This window comes from Micromonospora sp. GCM10011541 (genome assembly GCF_042650725.1).
GTDB classification, from domain to species: domain Bacteria; phylum Actinomycetota; class Actinomycetes; order Mycobacteriales; family Micromonosporaceae; genus Micromonospora; species Micromonospora sicca.
This window is the reverse complement of record NZ_JBHSBP010000086.1, coordinates 1-19,712: the sequence shown is the minus strand read 5'-3', so window position 1 is coordinate 19,712 and position 19,712 is coordinate 1. Positions and strand designations below refer to the sequence as shown.

Below are 19,712 nucleotides of genomic sequence, written 5' to 3'. Positions count from 1 at the left end.
CGGGCCTGCTTGCTCGCGCCCGATCCCCGGACGAGCTCCCGCCGGCACCCACGCCGGACACCCGACCCGACCTGATGACCCACCCGAAAGGGGTGGGCCAGCAGACGGCGGCGACGGCAGTTCGCCAACACGCGCTGGGGGTCCGACCTCGCTTCGGAGCGACAAAAGCAGTTCCGTTGTACCCCGCGTGTATCCACGTGTTGCCGTACGCAATGCCTGGTCCGGGTATCCGCACCGGCCCGTGGAGACGGGCCCGGCCGTGCACGGCCGGGCCGGTCGGGTTACGGCCATCTAGCTCAGATGGTCCAGTGCCCACGTGAAGAGCGTGCGGGCGAGGCCGGAGACGAGGCCGGTGATGACGGCGAGGGTGAGCTTGCGGCGCCAGGCCTTATCGGTGGGCTGCGGGTTCATACGTGTGCTCCCGTTTGCGGTGGAAGCGGGAGGAGCCGGCCGGGTCTCCCTTTCGGACGTCTCCGACGAAACACCGAACGTCGGCGGTACGGCATCGGGTTGGGAGGAAGCCGAACGACACCCCTGCGTACGCCACGGACGACCAGCGAGAACCAGCATCGTTGCGCTCCGTTCTACGCTGGTTCCGTGGTGTTCGGCGGGCCCCGCCGAACAGGTAGGAGGTCCGCGATGAGCGCTGGTTCCGCAGGCGACGACCCCGACGCCGTGCACACCCTGTCCGAACTGGCCACCGCCTTCGACCGGCTTCGCGGCAGCCGCTCCTACGACGACCTGGACAGGGCGGTGAGACCCCCGCGGTTGGCCCGGTCGACGTTGAGCAACATGCTCAATGGCAAGTCCGTGCCGACCGAGGACACGGTGGTCTTGTTCCTGACGGCTTGTGGGCTGGACGAAATAGCGCAGAAGCCGTGGCTGGCGGCACGAGAACGGGTCAGCACCGCACATCTGCGCCGGCCGGCCGGCGCGGTGCGGGTCCGCGAGGCCCGGCCCCGGCTGCTCGGGGTGCACGCCTCGATCCAGGTCGACGCAGCCGCCACCGACTTGCCCGTGTACGTGCCCCGGGACGTGGACGCCGATCTGCGTACCGCGATCTCCGCCGCCCAGCAGGGCGGGTTCGTGCTGCTGGTGGGCGACTCGTCCGTCGGCAAGACGAGATCGTTGTTCGAAGCAGTCAAGGCGGAACTACCGGAGTGGTGGCTGGTACAGCCGGGCGATGCGGCAGCCGTGGCCGAGTTCGCTGGCGACCCGGCGCCGCGCACGGTCGTGTGGCTGGACGAGTTGCAGCGCTACCTCGACGCCACTCCAAGCCTGCCGGCCAAGACCGTCCGCAGCCTGATCGACGCCCGTACCACGGTGGTCGCCACCGTGTGGAAACACGAGTACACGACCCGCACCGCTCCCCGCGTGCCGGACCAGCCTGACCCATACGCCAGCGACCGCGAACTGCTCCGCTTGGCTCACGTTATTGACGTCCCGGACGAGTTCAGCCAGGCGGAGCGTGACCGCGCCGTGACCCTCGCCGCCGACCGACGCATCCGCGTCGCCCTGGATACCCCCGACGCCGGGTTCACCCAGGTACTGGCGGCCGGTCCGGAACTGGTGCGCCGGTGGGAGAACGCGTCCGACCCGTACGGCAAGGCGATCATCACGGCCGCGGTCGACGCCCGCCGTGTCGGCGCCACTGCACCTCCGACCCGTGATTTGCTGGCCGATGCCGCACCCGGCTACCTCACCGATCGCCAGCAGGCCACCGCCCCCGCCGACTGGCTAGACCAGGCCCTCGAGTACGCCACCACGCCACTGCACGGCGCCGCGTCGGCGCTGGACCCGGTCCCGGCCGGCATGGGTCGCATCGCCGGCTACACCGTGGCCGACTACCTGTACCAGCACGCCCTCCGCAGGCGCCGCACGACGCCCGTGCCCGACGCCACCTGGCAAGCCATCATCGACCACCATCACCCGGACGACACCCGCCGCCTCGCCGACAGCGCCGATCGACGGATGCACTTCGCATCCGCCGTGGTCCTCTACCGCCAAGCCGTTAACGCCGGCGACAGGGACGCGGCGCATCGGCTCGTCGAGCTCTTGGCGGATCAGGGGCAGATTGACGAGGCGGTCACCATGCTGCGCGTAGGGGCTGCCGACGGCGACGGCGACGGCGACGGCACACGTTGGCTGATCAGTCTGCTGGCCGGCCAGCAGACTGATCAGCGGCGGATCGATGAGCTGCGCGCGCGGGCCGACGCCGGCAACGGTTACGCCGCGATCCGGCTGGTCGATCTTCTGACGCATGGGGGCCTGATGGATGAGGGCCGGATCGACGAGCTGCGCGCGCGGGCCGCCGCCGGCAACGGCTACGCCGCAGGCCACCTGGCCGGCCTGCTAGCGCGTCAGGGCCGGATCGACGAGCTGCGCACGCGGGCCGCCGCTGGCGACAGGTATGCCGCGCATTGGCTGGCCTGCCTGCTGCCGGACCAGGGGCGGGTAGACGAGGCGGTCAACGTTCTTCGCGCGCAGGCGGACACCGGTGACGGGGATGCCTCGCGTCGGCTGGTCGAGCTGCTGGTTGATCAGGGCCGGCTCGATGAGCTGCGTACGCGGGCGGACGCCGGCGACAGGGACGCCGTGGTCCCGCTGGTCGAGCTGCTGGTTGATCAGGGGCAGATTGACGAGGCGGTCGCCGTGCTCCGCGCGCGGGCCGACGCCGGCGACAGGAACGCCGCGCGTCGGCTGGCAGGCATGCTGGAGGACCAGGGGCAGATTGACGAGGCGGTCACCGTGCTCCGTGCGCGGGTCGACGCCGGCGACAGGAACGCCGCGCATTGGCTGGCCGGCCTGCTGGCGAACCACGGGCGGCTTGAGGAGGCAGTCGCCGTGCTACGCCCCTGGGCGGACGCCGGCGACTGGTACTTCGTGGAGCGGCTGGCCGGTGTGCTGGCGGACCAGGGGCAGATTGACGAGGCAGTCACCATGCTGTGCACGCGGGCGGACGCCGGTGACTGGTATGTCGCGCGTCGGCTGGTCGAACTGCTGGCGGACTACGGGCGGGTTGACGAGGCAGTCGCCGTGCTGCACGCGCGGGCGGACGCCGGCGACTGGTACGCCGTGGAGCGGCTGGCCGGCCTGCTGGCAGACCACGGGTGGGTCGAGGAGGCAGTCGCCGTGCTGCGCGCGCAGGCGCACGCCCGCGACGGGTACGCCGTGGAGCGGCTGGCCGGTGTGCTGGCGGACTACGGGCGGGTTGACGAGGCAGTCACCATGCTGCGCGCGCGGGCGGACGCCGGCAGCAGATCCGCCGTAAGTCACCTGGCCGACCTGCTGGCGAACCACGGGCGGGTTGAGGACGCAGTCGCCGTGCTACGCCCCTGGGCGGACGCCGGCGACTGGTACGCCGTGGAGCGGCTGGCCGAGCTGCTGGCGAACCACGGGCGGGTTGAGGACGCAGTCGCCGTGCTACGCCCCTGGGCGGACGCCGGCGACTGGTACGCCGTGGAGTGGCTGGTCCAGCTGCTGGCGGACTACGGGCGGGTTGACGAGGCAGTCACCATGCTGCGCGCGCGGGCGGACGCCGGCGACGGGTACGCCGGGGAGCGGCTGGTCGAGCTGCTGGCGGACTACGGGCGGGTTGACGAGGCAGTCACCATGCGGCGCGCCTGGGCGGACCCCGGCGACGGGTACGCCGGGGAGCGGCTGGTCTGGCTTCTCTCCGACACCGGCCGCGTCGAAGAACTTGAAGCCGAGGTGCACGCAGGTACGCCGGGCGCAGCCAAGCATTTGCAAAGAATCCGCCTAAACGCGCAGAAGTGAACCCGCACTCTCATGGCAATTCCGCACCTGTGGTGGTCAGCGGTGCTCGGCGCCGCACGCCTGGCACATCCACATCTGGCGGTCACCGGCGCCGGCGCTACCGGCCGGCGGTCAGTGGTAGGTCCGCCACGTGACGTGCACGCAGCCCGGGTCGAGCGGGTGACGGTCGGGCCCAGCGCACTGCGACGCTCCGCCCGCCGGCTGGCCTGATAGGAGATCTCGGCAGCCAGCGCCGGCCGCCGGCGGTCCGGACTCGGTGGCCACGACCCGGGCGAGGATCTTGGCCGCCCGCTGCTGGTCATACTGGTCTTCCTCATCAGTGCCCTGGCTGCTCTTGGCTGCGTTCTGGCCGACATTTCGGAGCTGCCGGCGGTCCGCGGCGGACGCCGGCGCGACCCTGGGCCCAGGCGCCGGGTGGTCCGGCCGGGAAGGATGTGGCGGTGAGCGACGTGACGTCAGCGTGCACGGGACCGTACGGTGACTCCTCGAGCACCATGAGCTCCGGGACCGGGCCGACACGCCACTCGAGTCGGCGCGGGCGATGTCCCCCGCGTCGTCGACCCACTGCGTCGGTCGCAACATCCGGCGTATCGCACCGCACACCTGACCGTCGGCGCGGCGGCGGCGCTACGTGGCGAGTAGGTCGTCGAGTGGGCCGGACAGTTCCCGCCAGCCGTCCTGCAGCGCGGTCCGGCACTCCACGGTGAGGCTGTCCAGGTCGTCGTCGGCGCCGGATGGCCGCACGTGCCGCCACCACAGCCAGCCACGCTCGATCTGCGACTTACGCCACGCCAGTTTCCGGGCATCCTCCTCGAGCTTCGCGGTCAGACGCTTCACGAACGGGCTCTTCGCCCGGTAGGTGCCGTCGACCCGCACCCCCACGAACGGCCACGGGTTGGCCGGGGTCAGCAGCTGCGCCGGGTTCCACTGGACCGCGATCGCGACGCGGTACCCGTCTCGCTGCCAGTGCGGTCGGCGCAGCTCGAATGTCGGCTTCGACGCGTGCGTCAGCGGGTACGCCCAAACTCGTTCGGCACCGGCGACGACGATCTGGTCCAGGGTGCCGGTCGCCTCCGTCACCGCGGCCACGACCTGTGCTACCGCGGCGGCCCGCAGCGCTTCCCACTCCGCCAGCTGCTCCCAGTTGCGCAGGTAGAACCGGCTCTTGTCGTCGGGCATCGACTGTCCTTCCTCATCGTGGAAGGTCTGCAGGGTCTCCAGGAAGTCACGCGCGCCCGCCGACCCGCGCTGCGCGAGGGGCGCCATGATGTCAGCGATCTGCGCCCACGTCAGCGACCGCCACCCCCGCCGCACATGCGAAGCACCCGGCCTGGTCAGGTACACCAGGGTGGCTGCCTCGTTGGCCCACAGCCGTGCCAGGCGGGCGCACTGGTCGCCGTGCTCGCCGGCGTTGACCTTCGCTTCGAACAGCACACAGACGTTCCCGACGCGCACGACGAGGTCGGCCGGGGTCTTCTTGCCGCCAGAGGTGTACCGCGGCTCCTCTCGGACCACCCGTACCCTGGCGCTCGCGTCGAACGGCAGGTTCAGCCGGTTGAAGAGCTCCTTCACGACCGTGTTGCCCAGTCCGTGGTGACCTTCGGGGGCTAGGCCCTGTTTCAAAAATGAAAACCGTCTGATCGTCCGTCGTTGGGCCGGGCTGGGCCGGGGGCGGCGTGTCGATCGATAGATGGCGAGGTCTCCGGTAGAGGGTTCATCGACCAAGACGAACTTTCATACCGGAGACCTCGTGGCCACCTTAGCGGTGACGAGGCGACACGACCTGACCGACGCTCAGTGGGCGGTGCTGGAGCCGTTTCTGCCCAGGCCGCGTGGGTCAGGACGTCCGCCGAAGTGGAGCAGACGGCAGTTGATCGACGGGATCCGATGGCGCACCCGGGTCGGCTCACCGTGGCGGGACGTGCCGGAGTCATACGGGCCCTGGCAGACCGTCTACGGGCTGTTCCGCCGGTGGCAGCGGGCCGGAGTGTGGCGGAAGGTGGTCACCGGGTTGCAGGCCCGGGCCGACGCGGCGGGGATGATCACGTGGGACGTCAGCGTCGATTCCACCAGCGCCCGCGCTCATCAGCACGCCGCCGGCGCCCGCAACCGTGGCCAGTTGCAGGTCGAGTCGCCCGGCGGCGTCGACGACGAACCCGACGATCATGCCCTGGGACGGTCACGAGGCGGGTTGACCACCAAGCTGCACCTGGCCTGTGAACAGGGCCGCAAGCCGCTATCGACGGTGCTCACCGCCGGACACCGCGGCGACAGCCCGCAATTCGTCCCAGTGCTGGCCGGCATCCGAGTCCCCAGGGCCGGCGGCGGCCGGCCCCGCACACGACCGGATCGGGTCCTGGCAGACAAGGCCTACAGCTCCCGCGCCAACCGCCAGCACCTGGCCCGCCGCGGCATCGCCGCGACCATCCCCACCAAGATCGACCAAGCGGCGAGCCGACGCAGGAAGGGCTCAAAGGGCGGCCGGCCACCGACCTTCGACCCCGGCACCTACCGGCAACGCCATGCCGTCGAGTGCGGCATTAACCGGCTCAAACGCAACCGAGCACTGGCCACCCGCTACGACAAACTCGCCGTCCGCTACCACGCCACCGTGCACATCGCCACGATCAACGAATGGCTCCGACCCGGCTTATGAAACACGGCCTAGCTGTTCTGTCCATGGACGTTGGTGACGCGTCCGGGATCTTGAAAGGGTGAGGACCTCCCGAGTAGGTGTGGAGCTACCAGACAGCCGCACCTGACCCAAGGGAGGTCCTCATGCCTCACCGTAATGCCCCGTTGTCGGAGACCGGCAGGCTGCGTCTGGCCCGCTGCGTCGTGGACGATGGCTGGCCGCTGCGCCGGGCCGCGGAGCGATTCCAGGTCAGCCCGACCACAGCGAAGCGGTGGGCCGACCGCTACCGGGCCGAGGGGATGGCCGGAATGGTCGACCGGTCCAGCCGCCCACGGCGGTCACCACGGCGGACGCCAGCGCCGGTGGAGCGCAAGGTGCTGCACCTGCGGGCCAAGAGGCGGTGGGGACCCGCGCGCATCGGCGGCCGGCTCGGGCTCGCCGCGTCGACATGTCATGCGGTGCTGCGCCGGGCCGGGGTGGCCCGGCTGGCGCACCTGGACCGAGCAACCGGCCGGCGCGTACGCCGCTACGAACACGCCGCGCCAGGAGACCTGGTCCACGTCGACATCAAGAAGCTGGGCAACATCCCCGACGGCGGTGGCTGGCGCATCCACGGCCGCGCCCGCGGTGACCGCAACAGCCGGGCCAGCACGAAAGCCCGCCGCAACTGCCACCCGGTCATTGGCTACGCCTACCTGCACACCGCCATTGACGACCACTCCCGGCTGGCCTACACCGAGATCCTCGACGACGAACGCAAGGAGACCGCTGCCGGGTTCTGGCGCCGCGCACACGCCTGGTTCGCCTCCCATGGCATCACCGTCCGGCGCGTGATCACCGACAACGGCTCCTGCTACAAGTCGTTCCTTTGGCGCGACACCCTCCACGAGCTGGGCATCAGCATGAAGAAGATCCGCCCCTTCCGGCCACAGACCAACGGCAAGGTCGAGCGGTTCCACCGCACCCTTGCCGACGAGTGGGCCTACGCCAGGGCGTACTCCTCCGAGGCCGCCCGCCGCAAAGCCCTACCCGCCTGGCTCCACGCCTACAATCACCACCGCGCGCACACCGCACTCGGAGGCCACCCGCCAGCCAGCCGCGTCCTCAACCTCTCTGGGCAGAACACCTAGCACCCACGCCAGGCAGTCGACCATTCTGCGTTCGAGCTCGTGCGCGCCTAGCACTTGCAGCAGCGTGCGCGGCCCGGTCCGCCAACGCCCCGCCGCTTTGACAGCGGCGGCTTCCGCGACGAGAGCGTCCAGCTGCGCTTCCCACGTGTCTGCCGGTGCCCGGTTCGCTGCGGCCCGCCCGTCGGACGGCTCACGCCGTCGCTGCCCGTCGGTTCCCACGGCACGATGGTGGCAGATCCGTCCGACAGAAGTGCTGCGGCCCGCGCGGCCGCGGCCGGTCGGCCCGCACGGGAAAAGTCCGGGGAGTGTCAGAAGAGACTCCCGGCACCTGAACTGTGGAGGTGCCGGGATCGAACCCGGGTCCACGAAGCAGTCGGACTGCGAAGATACGACCATTCCCCGCGCCAGCTACGTGGGGTCAGTCGTTGAAATCCGGGCGGGCAGGAACGCTGACCGTCACGGCGTCCGGGTCGGGCCCAGTCTCGCGCATGACCTCGCGCAGCTCTTCCCAGCTCATGGCACGCCAGTAGGCGATGCGGGCCGCTAACGTCGCGCCCTTCGCTCGCCTACCCTTGTGGTCTTCGTCCGTGCTGGCGCCCATCGCCTTGCCCCCCATCGAACCGTTCGTGAGGTGACTGGTCCGGAGCGCGGGCGCCGCGCGCAATCAGGTCACGTGGCGTCGGGCCCGGTGGTACGACCGGCGGGCTCCCAGGTCGAGAGCTCGCGCACGGTGAGCACCGGGACTCCGAGCGCCGCGGCCCGGCGGGCTCGTGGCGCGGCCTTCGCCGCGGGGCAAACTGACCACGACTGCGGCCAGCGAAGCCTTGACGCGCTCGCCGGTAGTTCCGCCGAGCTCGGCCAGGCGCCGATCAAGGGCCCGCTGCTGCTCCCCTGACAGCGCCAGCGCCAGCACCCGCCGGCCACCCAGTGGTGTGTCGTGCAGGGCCGCAGCCGTTCTGCAGGACGGGTTACGGCTGGACGCATTGCGGGTGGACGACGGTTCCGAAGCGCGCGGCGCGGCACCGGTGTGCGGAAGCGATGCCGCCGGACCAGGGTCGGAGAACGCCGGGTCGACGAAGGTCCACTCCTGCTGGTGACGCGCACCGGAGCCCTTGCTACGCACGCCGTAGTGGCCCGACCAGGCACGGGCGTGGTCGGCCGGGAAGCGGACGTCACGCATGCTCTCGACCGGGAGCCGCATCCACTCCGGGCAGATCACGCCGTGCCACTGCTCGGTCTCGGGCACGTCGAGCACCAGGGAGGCGTAGCTGGTCCGTCCGGCGAGCCGCGCCGCGAACAGCTCACCCTGCCGGAGGCCGAGCGCTGCCGCGAACTCGGCCAGGAGCTTGCCGGTAGCGAAGGAACGACTTGTGGATCCTCACGCCCTTGTCGCCGCTGGGCAGAGGGTTCTGGATCAGCGTGTGGCCGACGACGGCTCCAGAGTGATCGAGTTGGGCTATCAGCACAACGAAGAGCCGTGGGGGCAGGGGCACTGGACGATCCCGTACGACTCTGACCGGGGCTTGGTCCTGACGGCTCGAGCGCTCTTGGCGCACTCGACACAGACTCGCGAAGCTGCGGAGGTTATCGCGGCGAGTTTCGAACGCTATCAGTAGAGGCCCTGGGCATCCGCTCTTCGGCACGAGCGGGCGGCGCCGCCCGCCAGGCGACGGTGACAAAACGCAGCGCCCGGACGGCGGAAGAGTGAGCCGCCGCGACGCGGGGAGTGGGCGCCAAACATCGCGACACCGGCAAGCACCAGTGGCATGCTGGCACTGTTGCATTAAGCCATCGCGCGCACTCGGCACCGCAGATTTTCCGCCGGGAGGCTCAAGACGGGCGGAAGGCCGCCATCATTCGCTGGATAGCGCAGGCAATAGAACAGCTTTTGTCCCGATTCAATGGGGCCAGGTTGACTGCCCAGCATTCGATCTTGCGGGAAGTCTTGCGGCAAGTGATCTTGGGGATCGCTTAATGCTACAGCGCCACGCAACGGACCCGAATGAACGAGTACGTGCCCCATCGGCAGACGTAGGACACAATGGAGATCGCGGGCCGCTTCCTCGGGGCGATGCTGGCACGCGGGGACATCCATTTCGCACAAGGGGCGGGCGTTGGTTGAGGCGCAAGGGGACGCAGTCGACGTCCCATCCGAGCCGCAGGATCTTGTGGCTCTTTTGCTCGCGACCCGTGCTGCTTACCAGGCGAGCCTGCTGGAGGCGGCGCAGGCGCGGAAGCAACTCGATCTTGACCTTAAAGCCGTTCGAGCGAACGCAGGCCAAGACAGCCGAGCCTTCGAACCCGACGGTTCACTGATCGCACGCGTGACCGAGGCGTGGGCGATGTACGGCGATCCCGACATGCCGGCCGGGTCGCTGCCCGCTCCTCCTAGCAGTATCGAAGAGGCCAAGGAAGTTTGGCGAGTAATCGCACAGCGATGCAATGCTGAGCTTGAACGCTTTCGCCGCGAGCACGACGCATGGGCCAATACCAAGGCCGGACTGTTCAGACGACCGCCTGCGGAGCCCCGTCTGCCGTTAAGCTTCCTGGTCGACATCGAGAGTCTCCGTCAGATCCGCGAGGCGCTCCCGACAGTTCGCGACGCCTTCGTTCAGGGCATCGAGGGCACGGCGATGCCCAAGTTGCGGGCAGCCTTCGAGAGCGGAGCAGCAGCCCGTGACCGGCAGCTGACGCAAACCATCCAGAGCAATCTGGCCGCGATTCAGATGGGCGTGGAACTGCTCGGGCCGAGTGGCCAGAGCTGGGAGCGGCGACTAACGGGTCCAACTCTGTTGTCGACGAGTCCGACAGCGGCCGCACGCCTCGGCCTTATCAACAGTGGGCTCCCGGCACCACACTCGGTTGAAGTCCCGTGCGTGATCGGGTTCCCCACGACGCGCGGCCTGGCCATCGCCGCCCCGCTGGGCTCGCGAGAGCGGGCAGCAGACCTGCTGCGGTCAGTGGTGCTGCGGGTCCTCCTTGACGTACCGCCTGGTCAGCTACAGCTGTCGCTCATCGATCCGACTGCGTTGGGCCAGACGTTCTCTGACTTCCTCCACCTGGGTGACTACGAGGAGCGGCTGGTCGAAGGCGGGGTCAAGACCTCAGCCCAGTCCATCGACCGTTGTCTGGGTGAGCACGTTGCCCATCTTGAGACGGTGGTGTCAAGGTACCTACGCGGCCAGTTCCAGAACATTCACGACTACAACCAAAGTGCCGGTGAGATGGCCGAGCCGTACCGTCTCATCGTCGTGGCGGACTATCCTCGTCAGTTCTCCGACCGTGCCGCCGAGCAGCTGCTGTCGCTCGTCGAGAACGGGCCTCGCTGTGGCGTCTACACCCTCGTGCTGTATGCGCCGGAAGACGAAGCACCCCGGAGCGTGCCATTCGCACGTCTGACCCAGTCGATGGACGTGGTGGCCTTTCAGGGTGAGAGCGTCACCTTGAGACTCGCAGGATCCCCGACGCCTCTGGAGTTCATCCCCGACCGATGCCCGTCCGTTGCCTTCGACGCCGACGGTCGGGCCGCGACGCCTGCTGCCGACTTCCTGGAAGCGATCGGTGCCGCTGCAAAGCGGGGAACCGACACGGTCGTCTCCTTGGACAATTTCTTGCCAGTGGTGAATCGGAACCGTTCAGGTGCGCTGCCCGAGTTTGCGCCGGGCGCTCCGCCCCTTGGCCTTGGCCCCGAAAGCTGGTGGACCGCCACGACAGCCGACATGGCCGTCGCTCCCATCGGGCGGGCTGGAGCCCAAGGCGTGGCCTCGATGTTCTTCTCGTCGACCGCCGTGGCGGGCGGCGCGATCATGGTCGGCCTCCCACGTTCGGGTAAGACGACCTCGCTCCACGCCATGATCCTGACCATGGCCATGCTCTACTCCCCGGAGGAGCTGGAGCTCTACCTCATCGACGCCAAACACGGCGTCGAGTTCAAGGCCTACGAACACCTGCCCCACGCGCGCATGGTCTCAGTGCACAGCGAGCGCGAGTTTTCCCTGGCGGTGCTCAAGAGCATCCAGGCGAAGATCAAGGAACGCGCACAACTCATCAAGAGTCACGGAGGCGGCCTGTCCAACATCACCGAATACCGGCGCGCGACCGGGGATACGCTGCCGCGCATCGTCGTGGTCGTCGATGAGTTCCATGAGCTGTTCGAGGAAGCCGACACGATCGGGTTGGAGGCCTTCGCCGCCTTCAGCGACATCGTGCGGATGGGTCCTTTCTCGGGCGTTCACATCGTGGTGGCGTCCCAGACGCTGTCGAGCATGCCGGCCATGGATCGGCAGACGCTCATCCTGCTGCCGCAGCGCGTGGCGTTCATGTGCAACGAATACGACGCCGAGATCGTGATGGGCGACACCAACAAGGCAGCCCGCATGCTGTCCAAGACCGGTGAGGGACTGTTCAACCCCTCGCGCGGGGATGAGTCGAAGAACCAACCCTTCCAGGGCCTCTACGTGACCCCCGAGCAACGCGGCGGACTGGTGCGAGCCCTTCGGCAGAAGGCCGATGCGTCCGGCTGGTCCCGCCACCCCCGGGTGTTCGATGGTGACGCCGTGGTCGAACGGCCCCCGCACCCAGGCGCATTCAAGCCGGGGACCCGGTTCTCCGTCCCCATCGGCGAACCGTTCACCCTGGCAGACTGCGAGTCGATCGTGCTGCCCCGAACACGGGGGGCGAACCTGCTGCTGGTCGGTGACCGAGACGACGACGAAGTACCTGATCTCAGCGTTCGCGGCGTCCTGCACTCGCTGCTTCTGGCGGCCCAGCTCCAAGGGTCTGCGACGACGACCGTCGACTTCATTGGTGACGAGGAGGTCGAGGGCGGTCTCGCGATCATGGAAGTGGTCGAGACTACCGGGAGCCGCTACGTCCGATCCTCATCCTTGGAACCGGTGCTCCGGGAACTGGCTGCGCTGGTCGGGGCCCGGACGGCTGAGGGCAACTACCGGGATGCAACCCACCTCCTCGTGTTATTCGGCCTGCAGCGCGCCCTGTCGCTGGCTCCGCACGACCCCTACAGCCTTGACGGTTCCGACGAACCGTCCATCGCGCAACTGCTCTCGACGATCATGGTTAGCGGGCCCGAGGTGGGCGTGCACGTGGTAGTCGACGCCGATCGCTCACGATCAGTTGAAAGCCGACTTGGCTCGGAGCTGATCCAAGAGTTCATGATCCGGGTGGCGGGCAGCGCGGCCGACGCCAAGGATCTGGGCCTGGTCAGCGGCTCGTACGGTGATATTGCGCCACTGCGGTTCGGGCAACTTCTCATTGGCGATCACCTCAAAGGCACCACCAAACGGGCCCGCGGGTACAAGATTCTGACAGCAGCAACGGTCAGCTCGGAAAAGGAGAGCGCCAATGGCAAATGACAATGACATAGTCAACGCAAGCCCAGCCGATGTTCGGAAACTGGCCACGGCACTGAACGCCTACAAGCAGGAAGTCGTCTCGGCGTCCAAGAAGGTCCGCGGTGCCCTCGGTTCCGCCAACTGGAACGACTCGCGTAAGTCGCAGTTCGAGTCGCGGTACCAAGACCTGCAAAAGCGGATCGATGGCTTCATGACAGGCGAGGTTGATCAAATGATCAAGCAGCTCAACGACCTGGCACGTCGCCTGGACGAGATCCGCAACATCCGGATGTGACCTCGTGAGCGACGACCTTGTCAAAGCCGAAGTCATTGCTGTTCGCGCGCTCAAGCAAGGCGTCGCGCGCTACGCCGAGCAGATCCGCGAGGCTTCTGGTCATGCCCGCCGGGAGATCGCCGCGGCCAATCGAAAGGCCGAGGAGGCTGTCGAGCGCCGTCGCTCGGAGGTACAGAAGCGCGAGCAGGAACTTCGCCAGGCCGAAGCGGCGCTGCGGCAATGTCAGGAGAATTGCGACCGACTCCAGCAGCAGGTGAAGGTAGCCGCGCAGCGCCTGGCCGAGGCTAAGCAGCTGCTCGACCGGGCGCGCAAGGCAGCCCAGCTGACAGCCACGGCACAGTCCGACCTGTTGAAGGTGCTGCAGAACATCGAGGCGACGATCGGCGAACACTCGTCGGTGGCCTCCTCGGCTCTGGCCAGCCTGGACGCCAAGCTCGCGGAGCTCCCGCACTTCGGCGTTGGCCACGCCATACATAACCTCGCCGTTGACACGGCGATCGGTATGGAGATCGTTGGCGCGACTATGAGTTTGGGTCGCGTGGCCGGTGACGCCCTCCAAGCTGCCAGTGTGGACTTTCCGATTCGTGACCAGTCCATCACCGAAATGGTCGAGCACCGCAAGGACCAAGAGCGCGACTACGTTATCGAGCAGGACTTCGAGTCCAAGAAGCGAATGAACTCGGGCGAGGGACTGGAGACCAAGCCATGACCATGGAAGGACCTATCCGCCAGGTAGAGACCGCCCGGGCCGAACTCAGCAAGGTCGCCAGTAGCACCGAGGGCTGGTCGGACAAGCAACGCCACACCTTCGACAGCCAGCGCATGAAGCCGCTAGACACCGCTGGAGGTCGTCTCTTGAGCGCGATGCAGAAGGCTCACGAGCAGTGCGCCCGGGCAGAACGCCTGCTGTCGGGTCGGTGACCGAACAGCAGGCGTTCGCGTTTGGTGGGTGGTTCAGAGGAACCCGTACCGACGCAGCCGGTCGATGGCGTCGGCGTCGCCGCTCTGGACGACCATTGTCACGTAGCGCTGGGCTCGGGCCTGGTCACCCAACTGGTGGTTGAGGTTGATCGCCAGCGACGCCGAGTCGAGATGGCCACGGTCGGCAGCTTGCTCGAGAAAGTCACGGGCGCGGCGCATGGTGGGGACGTCGCGGTTCGCGCCACGCGCCAGGAGCAGCCCGTGCCGCCCCATGCAGAACAGCTGACCGGCCTCCGCGCCCAAGCGAGACCAATGGAACTCCGCAGCCTCGTCGCCGGCCTCGTCTGCAAGCTGTGTCAGCGCGGCATAGCCCTCGGGGTTGCCCGCCTCGGCAGAGCGTTGGAACCACTGCTTGGCGGAGGCGCTGTCACCCCGCTGGATGGCGACGATGGCCGTGTTGTACATGCCGACGGGGTGGCCCGCGTTGGCGGCGCTCTCGTACCAGAAGTTGGCGTCCTCTTGACGCCCCAGGTCCTTGCTGAGGTCGCCCGCCGATGCCATGGCATCGACCGAGCCGAGCTTGGCGGCTTCGGAGTACTTGGCGAGCGCACCTTCATAGTCGCCCTGACCAGTGAGCGCCATGCCGTCGACGTACAAGGAGCTGGCGGTGTCGCCAGCCCTGGATTCCTGGATGGTGTCGTAGAGGCGGTCGATCATCTCGCCGCCACGGTCTGCCTCAGCGTCCGGCAGCGCGCTGATCGTCGGCTGCGGTGCCACTGAGAAGAAGGCCTTCAAGTCGCCTGCCCATGGCTGGTTCGGTGGGGCGATGGCAGTGCTGAGCAACATGTAGTTGCCCTTGTCCATCATCATCCGCTCAAAGTGCGTCATCGTGCCGCCGAACGACGGCGGCTGCCAACCGTTCTCGCGCATGATGGTCATCGCCAGGCGTGCTGCCTTCTGGGCACTGTCGGCGAAGGTCCGGCCGTCAGGTGGCGCACACAGGGAGGTGTAAAGCGTCTTGTGGACCGTCTCAGGAAGCTCGTCGCCCTTGAGGATGCCGGGGCCGTAGAGCGAGTGAGCGAGCGCGGTCGCAAACAGCGTCGCGCATTGCATCATCGAGGCGTAGTCGTCGCGTTCATAGAGCGACAGCGCCTGCTGGTACCGCTGCAGGTCGGTCGCAGGGTCGAGCCCGGCACGGGGCCATTCCCCACGGATGTTCTCGATGTTGGCCCAGTCAACAGCCGGTGCCGCCGGTGGAGGAGGTGCGGCCGGCGTTGACGGCGACTGCGATTTGTTTCGTTTGAACAGTGCCACGGATGTCCCCCTCTGCTTCGCGGATTGTTGGCTAGCTCCAAAAGACGCCACTGACGTCGATGTCAGGTGCAAGTTGTCCGAGAGTGTTGAGACGATCGCGGTACGCGGTGCCGTCGAGGCCATATCGCTCGAAGGTGCTGGCGATCGTCCGAAGCCGGTGGGTCACTTCCACGACCGAGTCTTTGATGGGTGCTCCGGGCCGCAGCGCGCGCACCTGGCCGAGTGCATGCAGGTAGGCGTCGACGATGCCGAGATCACGATTCGAGGGCTGTCGGCTCCAGCCAGCCGGGCTGGGGTCACCAAACCCGGCAACGTAGATGCTGTGCAAGGTGTCGATGGACTTCTGGAAGAAGAATAGGGAAGCAGCGGGATCGCCCAGCTGGCTGCGCTGCATCCCGCCCGCCGCGATGGTGTCGGGCGAGCCATAGTGGTTGCGTACGAGCGTCTCGTACCGGCTCTCGCCGGCCCTGAGCCAAGACGCGTCGTCTAGGAGGGGATCGTTGAAGTTTTCGGGTTCGCGAGGAGCCTTCTTGAACCAAGCCATGCGGCAAGACTAGGCCGTGTTTGGTAAGGGTCATAGCCATTGGTTGATCGCGGCGATGGTGACGGTGGCTTCGTAACGGACGGCGAGTTTGTCGTACCTGGTGGCCATGGCTCGGTGCTGACTGACTCGAAAATCGGTGAGTGAGTGGGCAGGCGGTAGCGCCCGGCGTAGCGCAGTGGAGCCGGGCTGGTGGCTTGGTGGGTCAGGCTGCGGCGGGTAGTGAGGTTCCCCCGGGATGTGGACACCGGGTTATGCCGCGATCTGGTGCAGCGTAGTCGGTGTGAGGGCTTGTTCGTAATCGGCGGGGCTGAGGTAGCCGAGTGCGGAGTGGCGGCGTCGGTGGTTGTAGAAGGCGATCCAGCGGAACACGTCGCGGCGGGCGTCAGCCTCGGATGTCCAGCGCCGGCGGTCGACGTCGAGTTCACGCTTGAGGGTGGCGAAGAACGCCTCGGCCAGGGCGTTGTCGTACGACGAGCCAACACGGCCCATCGAGCGGCGGATGCCGTGCCGTTGGCAGGCGTCGGCGAAGTCACCGCTGCCGTATTGGGCGCCCCTGTCCGAGTGGAAGATCACGCCGTCGACCCGGCCGCCGCGGGCGGCGACCGCGGCGTGCAGGGCGTCGATGATCAGGCCGGTGCGCATGTGGGTGTTGATCGACCAGCCGATCAGCCGTCGGGTGGCGATTTCGATGACGGTGGCCAGATACAACCGCGGCACCCATGCCGAGCTTCGGGTTGCCGTCGGCGCGGGCCCCATAGACTTGCCCGGCCCAGGGCCTATGTCGCTCGGGACGGGCCAACCTTTAGGCGACGCTGCGTAGCCGCCGAACTGGCGTCGTCGGGGCGCTGCCCTGAAGGTTGTCCCAGCGGCGCTGGAGGGCATCCACCAGCTGCTGCTGCATGGCCTCGGTGACGTGACTGTAGATTCCTCGCACTCCGCCGAGGCGGTGTCCGAGGCGGCGGGCTTGGGCGATCTCGGGAACGCCGTCTTCGATGAGCCATGTCTTGTGGGTGTGGCGCAGGTCGTGGAAATGCATGCCGGAAAGGATCGGTGGGACGCCGCGTTTCGGATCGCCGGCGACGGCGGGCGTCCAGGCACGGCGGTTGAAGTTGGACCGGCGCTGGTGGCACCCCCGTGCTCCGGCAAACACGATGTCGTACGGGTGGTCGTTGAGGTGGGCAGCGAGGAGATCCGTCAGGAAGCGCGGTAGCCGGATGCGGCGAACCGAGTCGTTGGTCTTGGGGGGCCCGAGGAACAGCTTCCCCTCGACCTCGTGCAGCGCGCCGATCTCAGGGTGCACGTAGATGCTGCCGTTGGCGAGGTCGAGGTTGACGCGAGCGAGGCCGGCGAGTTCTCCCCATCGCATGCCCGTGTAGGCGGCGGTGAGGATCATTAGCCCGTCCGACGGGCGGGCTTGGCGGGCGACGATGGCGGCCACTTGTTCGGCGGTGGCGTGGGGTCGTTCGGCGCGGATGCCTTTGGGGATGCGGATGCCGCGGCAGGGGTTGAAGGGGATTCGTCGGTCTTGCACCGCCTCTTGCAGGATCATCGACAGGACCATGATCACGTCGGTGACGGATCGGGGTGCAAGTCGCGTGCCGAGGGCGACGGCGAGGGTCTTGATGTGTTGGCGGCGGATGTCGACCAGGGGTAGTGAGCCGAGGGTGGGCAGGATGTGCAGCCGAAGGTGGCTGCGGTAGGCGGCCCAGGTGGCGGGCGATGCCTGGTGGGTCTGCTCCCAGATCGGTACCCAGTCGCTGAGGGGGATGCGTCCGCCGCGCGGGTCGATGAAGGTGTCGCGGCCAACTTCCACGTCGATTTCCTTGACGCGGATGGCGGCGTCGGCGCGGCGTTCGTGCGTGGAGTCGGTGGTGACGGTGCCGTCGGGCATGCGGAGGCGGACGCGGAACTTGGTGCCGCGCTTTTCCACCCAGGCCATGGGTTACTCCGATCGGTTCGATTGCGGTGCGGCGGTGATTGACGCGTGACTTCGGGGCGGGGGCAAGTCGGCGGCCGACGGTGAGCGTGGCCGCCTGGGCCGCCGTCGTCCGGTGGCGGGTTCGGCGGCGGCGGCGAGGTCGGCGGCGAGGTCGGCGGCGGAGAATCGCAGGTGTTTGCCGAGGAAAGTGCGGGGGATCTGGCGGCGGCCGGCGCGGCGGCGCAGCCAGGATTCGGGGACGCGCAGCAGTGCTGCGGCTTCCGCGGGGGTGTAGAGGCGCGGGCCTTGATCGTCGGAGTGATCGTCTGCATGGGCGGGTGATGGTGCGGGCGGCGGTAGGCGGCGCCGGGATCGCGAAGGGTTCGAAGGCATCGAGGGCTCCCATGAGCGTTGGGTGAAGGTGGCCACGACTGATGCCGGCTCTTCGCGGGCGGCCGCATGGGGCCGCCCACGAAGAGTTCCGCGTGGTGTGGCTGTCAGCGGTGGCGGCAGAGCAGGAGACGTAGGGCGGTCGCCGCTTGGGCGGGGACGACGCCGTTGCCGAGGACGCGCAACGCGCCGGTGCGGGGGAGATCGAGCGTGGGGTCGGTGACCCAGTGGGCGGGTAGGCCCATGAGCCATTCCACGAACGGCGGTGCGAGCACGGGCTTGCCGTGCTGGCCGGGTTGGGTGGGCGCGGGGACGGGGCGGCCGATCAGAAGTTCCCAGCGTGCGATCGCCGGTGCGTAGATCCCCCAGGTCGCTTCATCAGGTGTTCCCAGGCTGCTGGTGGCGAGGTGGGCGACGGTGGTGCGTAGGTCGGGGCCGCCGTCGCCGTGGTGGCCGGGGCCTCGCGCGTCGGAGGCCCGGGGCGTCGGTAGGGCAGGCGCTGCACATCGCACGGCTGCGGACGGCAGGGTGAGGCCGCCGTGGGAGCCCCGTTGTCCCGGACAGCCTTTCTGCCCGTCCGTCGCCCGAGGAGTGGGGAAGAGCACCTGTGACAGCGGCGGCCGGAAACCGGCACCGGCGCGGCGGCCGGGGGTGCCGGTGTCGCTGGCGCGTGGGGTCGGCAACAGCTGGTGGCGGGTGCCGTGGGGTTCGATGACGTCGGGCAGGCCGTTCTGGTGTCCGGGTCCCTTGCCGTCACGGGCGCAGGGTGTGGGCAGTGTCCGCACGTTCTCTCCCGCCTCTGGTGGTGGCAAGCAGGAACAACCGGTCGCGTCGGTGGGCGGCGCCGATGTCGGAGGCGCGTAGGCACAGCCAGCTCGTGTCGTACCCGAGCGTGGCCAGGTCGGTGTGGACGACGTCGAGTCCGCGCCTGCGCAGGGCGGCGACGTTCTCCACGAACACGAGCGGTGGTCGAAGAATGCGAAGAGCTGCGGTGATGTGGCGCCAGAGGCTGGAGTGGGGGCCGGTGATGCCGGCGCGTTTGCCGGCGTTGGAGATGTCCTGGCAGGGGAAGCCGGCGGTGAGGACATCGACGGGCGGCACGTGGCTCCAGTCGATGGCGCGGATGTCGCCGAGGTTGGGCACATCGGGCCAGTGGTGGGCGAGGACGGTGCGGGCGTGCCGGTCGGTTTCGGCGTACCAGGTGAGGCGGCCGCCGAGCACCAGTTCGACGGCCAGGTCGAGCCCGCCGTAGCCGGTGCACAGCGACCCGATTCGCGGCCCGGGAACCTGGTCACTCACGCCACCTCCCGCACCCCGGTCCTGGACGTGGCGCCCAGCGGTGGTCGTCAGTCATCGGCGACCTCCGTGGGTAGTAGTACGACATCGCTTGAGTTCGTCGGCGTGTGTCTGGTTATGAAGGTCCTTGAGCTTGTGGGT

At 68.3% G+C, this 19,712-nt stretch carries 17 protein-coding genes; 7 read left to right on the top strand and 10 right to left on the bottom strand.

What is annotated here, in order from left to right:
• The first annotated feature begins 639 nt into the window (after positions 1–639).
• Positions 640–3,777 carry a hypothetical protein gene (locus ACFOYX_RS30270; protein WP_322443163.1) on the top strand — a complete coding sequence of 1,046 codons (3,138 nt, stop codon included), beginning with the start codon at positions 640–642 and terminating at the stop codon, positions 3,775–3,777.
• Between the two features lie 627 nt (positions 3,778–4,404).
• On the opposite strand, the gene ACFOYX_RS30265 is transcribed toward ACFOYX_RS30270, so the two are convergent.
• The gene (locus ACFOYX_RS30265; protein ID WP_336636585.1) at positions 4,405–5,400 is read right to left on the bottom strand and encodes a PD-(D/E)XK nuclease family protein; all 996 of its coding nucleotides are present in this window, start codon (positions 5,398–5,400) and stop codon (positions 4,405–4,407) included.
• Positions 5,401–5,542: 142 nt separating this feature from the next.
• Here ACFOYX_RS30265 and ACFOYX_RS30260 point away from each other — a divergent pair, with 142 nt between their 5' ends.
• Together ACFOYX_RS30260 and ACFOYX_RS30255 are read left to right on the top strand one after the other, a co-directional pair.
• Positions 5,543–6,433, top strand: coding sequence for an IS5 family transposase (locus ACFOYX_RS30260; RefSeq protein ID WP_377534621.1), 891 nt, complete (start codon positions 5,543–5,545; stop codon positions 6,431–6,433).
• A 122-nt stretch (positions 6,434–6,555) separates the two neighbouring features.
• The gene (locus ACFOYX_RS30255) at positions 6,556–7,542 is read left to right on the top strand and encodes an IS481 family transposase (RefSeq protein ID WP_322443160.1); all 987 of its coding nucleotides are present in this window, start codon (positions 6,556–6,558) and stop codon (positions 7,540–7,542) included.
• 418 nt (positions 7,543–7,960) lie between these two features.
• Here ACFOYX_RS30255 and ACFOYX_RS30250 read toward each other — a convergent pair whose 3' ends face one another.
• Both ACFOYX_RS30250 and ACFOYX_RS30245 read right to left on the bottom strand, forming a co-directional pair.
• Complete coding sequence (locus ACFOYX_RS30250; RefSeq protein WP_322443159.1) at positions 7,961–8,158, bottom strand: hypothetical protein; 198 nt, start codon at positions 8,156–8,158, stop codon at positions 7,961–7,963.
• 48 nt (positions 8,159–8,206) lie between these two features.
• Positions 8,207–8,797, bottom strand: a complete 591-nt coding sequence (locus tag ACFOYX_RS30245) for a hypothetical protein (RefSeq protein ID WP_322443158.1) — start codon at positions 8,795–8,797, stop codon at positions 8,207–8,209.
• An 859-nt stretch (positions 8,798–9,656) separates the two neighbouring features.
• Between ACFOYX_RS30245 and ACFOYX_RS30240 the strand changes: the two genes are divergently transcribed.
• From ACFOYX_RS30240 to ACFOYX_RS30225, 4 genes are read left to right on the top strand one after another with little or no spacing between them, the layout of a single operon-like run.
• Complete coding sequence (locus ACFOYX_RS30240; RefSeq protein WP_322443157.1) at positions 9,657–12,914, top strand: FtsK/SpoIIIE domain-containing protein; 3,258 nt, start codon at positions 9,657–9,659, stop codon at positions 12,912–12,914.
• Positions 12,904–13,188, top strand: a complete 285-nt coding sequence (locus ACFOYX_RS30235) for a hypothetical protein (RefSeq protein WP_322443156.1) — start codon at positions 12,904–12,906, stop codon at positions 13,186–13,188. Before ACFOYX_RS30240 ends, ACFOYX_RS30235 begins: the two co-directional genes overlap by 11 nt.
• Before the next feature lie 4 nt (positions 13,189–13,192).
• Positions 13,193–13,897, top strand: a complete 705-nt coding sequence (locus tag ACFOYX_RS30230; RefSeq protein ID WP_322443155.1) for a hypothetical protein — start codon at positions 13,193–13,195, stop codon at positions 13,895–13,897.
• Positions 13,894–14,109, top strand: coding sequence for a hypothetical protein (locus ACFOYX_RS30225; RefSeq protein ID WP_322443154.1), 216 nt, complete (start codon positions 13,894–13,896; stop codon positions 14,107–14,109). Before ACFOYX_RS30230 ends, ACFOYX_RS30225 begins: the two co-directional genes overlap by 4 nt.
• Before the next feature lie 33 nt (positions 14,110–14,142).
• On the opposite strand, the gene ACFOYX_RS30220 is transcribed toward ACFOYX_RS30225, so the two are convergent.
• The 7 genes from ACFOYX_RS30220 to ACFOYX_RS30190 form a co-directional block, all read right to left on the bottom strand.
• Positions 14,143–15,423 (bottom strand): tetratricopeptide repeat protein, encoded by a 1,281-nt coding sequence (locus tag ACFOYX_RS30220; RefSeq protein ID WP_322443153.1) that lies wholly within the window; start codon positions 15,421–15,423, stop codon positions 14,143–14,145.
• A gap of 31 nt (positions 15,424–15,454) precedes the next feature.
• Positions 15,455–15,967, bottom strand: coding sequence for a hypothetical protein (locus ACFOYX_RS30215; protein ID WP_322443152.1), 513 nt, complete (start codon positions 15,965–15,967; stop codon positions 15,455–15,457).
• Between the two features lie 249 nt (positions 15,968–16,216).
• Positions 16,217–16,684, bottom strand: coding sequence for an IS3 family transposase (locus ACFOYX_RS30210; RefSeq protein ID WP_336636579.1), 468 nt, complete (start codon positions 16,682–16,684; stop codon positions 16,217–16,219).
• Between the two features lie 85 nt (positions 16,685–16,769).
• Positions 16,770–17,906 carry a site-specific integrase gene (locus ACFOYX_RS30205; RefSeq protein ID WP_322443150.1) on the bottom strand — a complete coding sequence of 379 codons (1,137 nt, stop codon included), beginning with the start codon at positions 17,904–17,906 and terminating at the stop codon, positions 16,770–16,772.
• A gap of 3 nt (positions 17,907–17,909) precedes the next feature.
• On the bottom strand, positions 17,910–18,278 hold the full coding sequence (locus ACFOYX_RS30200) for a helix-turn-helix domain-containing protein (RefSeq protein WP_322443192.1): 369 nt from the start codon (positions 18,276–18,278) through the stop codon (positions 17,910–17,912).
• Between the two features lie 104 nt (positions 18,279–18,382).
• The gene (locus ACFOYX_RS30195; protein WP_322443149.1) at positions 18,383–18,787 is read right to left on the bottom strand and encodes a hypothetical protein; all 405 of its coding nucleotides are present in this window, start codon (positions 18,785–18,787) and stop codon (positions 18,383–18,385) included.
• A gap of 241 nt (positions 18,788–19,028) precedes the next feature.
• On the bottom strand, positions 19,029–19,574 hold the full coding sequence (locus tag ACFOYX_RS30190) for a DNA (cytosine-5-)-methyltransferase (protein ID WP_322443148.1): 546 nt from the start codon (positions 19,572–19,574) through the stop codon (positions 19,029–19,031).
• Positions 19,575–19,712 lie beyond the last annotated feature (138 nt).

Bases quoted from the DNA above. Each gene is read 5' to 3' on its own strand.
- ACFOYX_RS30270 (WP_322443163.1), top strand. From the start codon at position 640: ATGAGCGCTGGTTCCGCAGGCGACGACCCCGACGCCGTGCACACCCTG.
- ACFOYX_RS30255 (WP_322443160.1), top strand. From the start codon at position 6,556: ATGCCTCACCGTAATGCCCCGTTGTCGGAGACCGGCAGGCTGCGTCTG.
- ACFOYX_RS30250 (WP_322443159.1), bottom strand. From the start codon at position 8,158: ATGGGGGGCAAGGCGATGGGCGCCAGCACGGACGAAGACCACAAGGGT.
- ACFOYX_RS30235 (WP_322443156.1), top strand. From the start codon at position 12,904: ATGGCAAATGACAATGACATAGTCAACGCAAGCCCAGCCGATGTTCGG.
- ACFOYX_RS30225 (WP_322443154.1), top strand. From the start codon at position 13,894: ATGACCATGGAAGGACCTATCCGCCAGGTAGAGACCGCCCGGGCCGAA.
- ACFOYX_RS30215 (WP_322443152.1), bottom strand. From the start codon at position 15,967: ATGGCTTGGTTCAAGAAGGCTCCTCGCGAACCCGAAAACTTCAACGAT.
- ACFOYX_RS30205 (WP_322443150.1), bottom strand. From the start codon at position 17,906: ATGGCCTGGGTGGAAAAGCGCGGCACCAAGTTCCGCGTCCGCCTCCGC.
- ACFOYX_RS30200 (WP_322443192.1), bottom strand. From the start codon at position 18,278: ATGCCTTCGAACCCTTCGCGATCCCGGCGCCGCCTACCGCCGCCCGCA.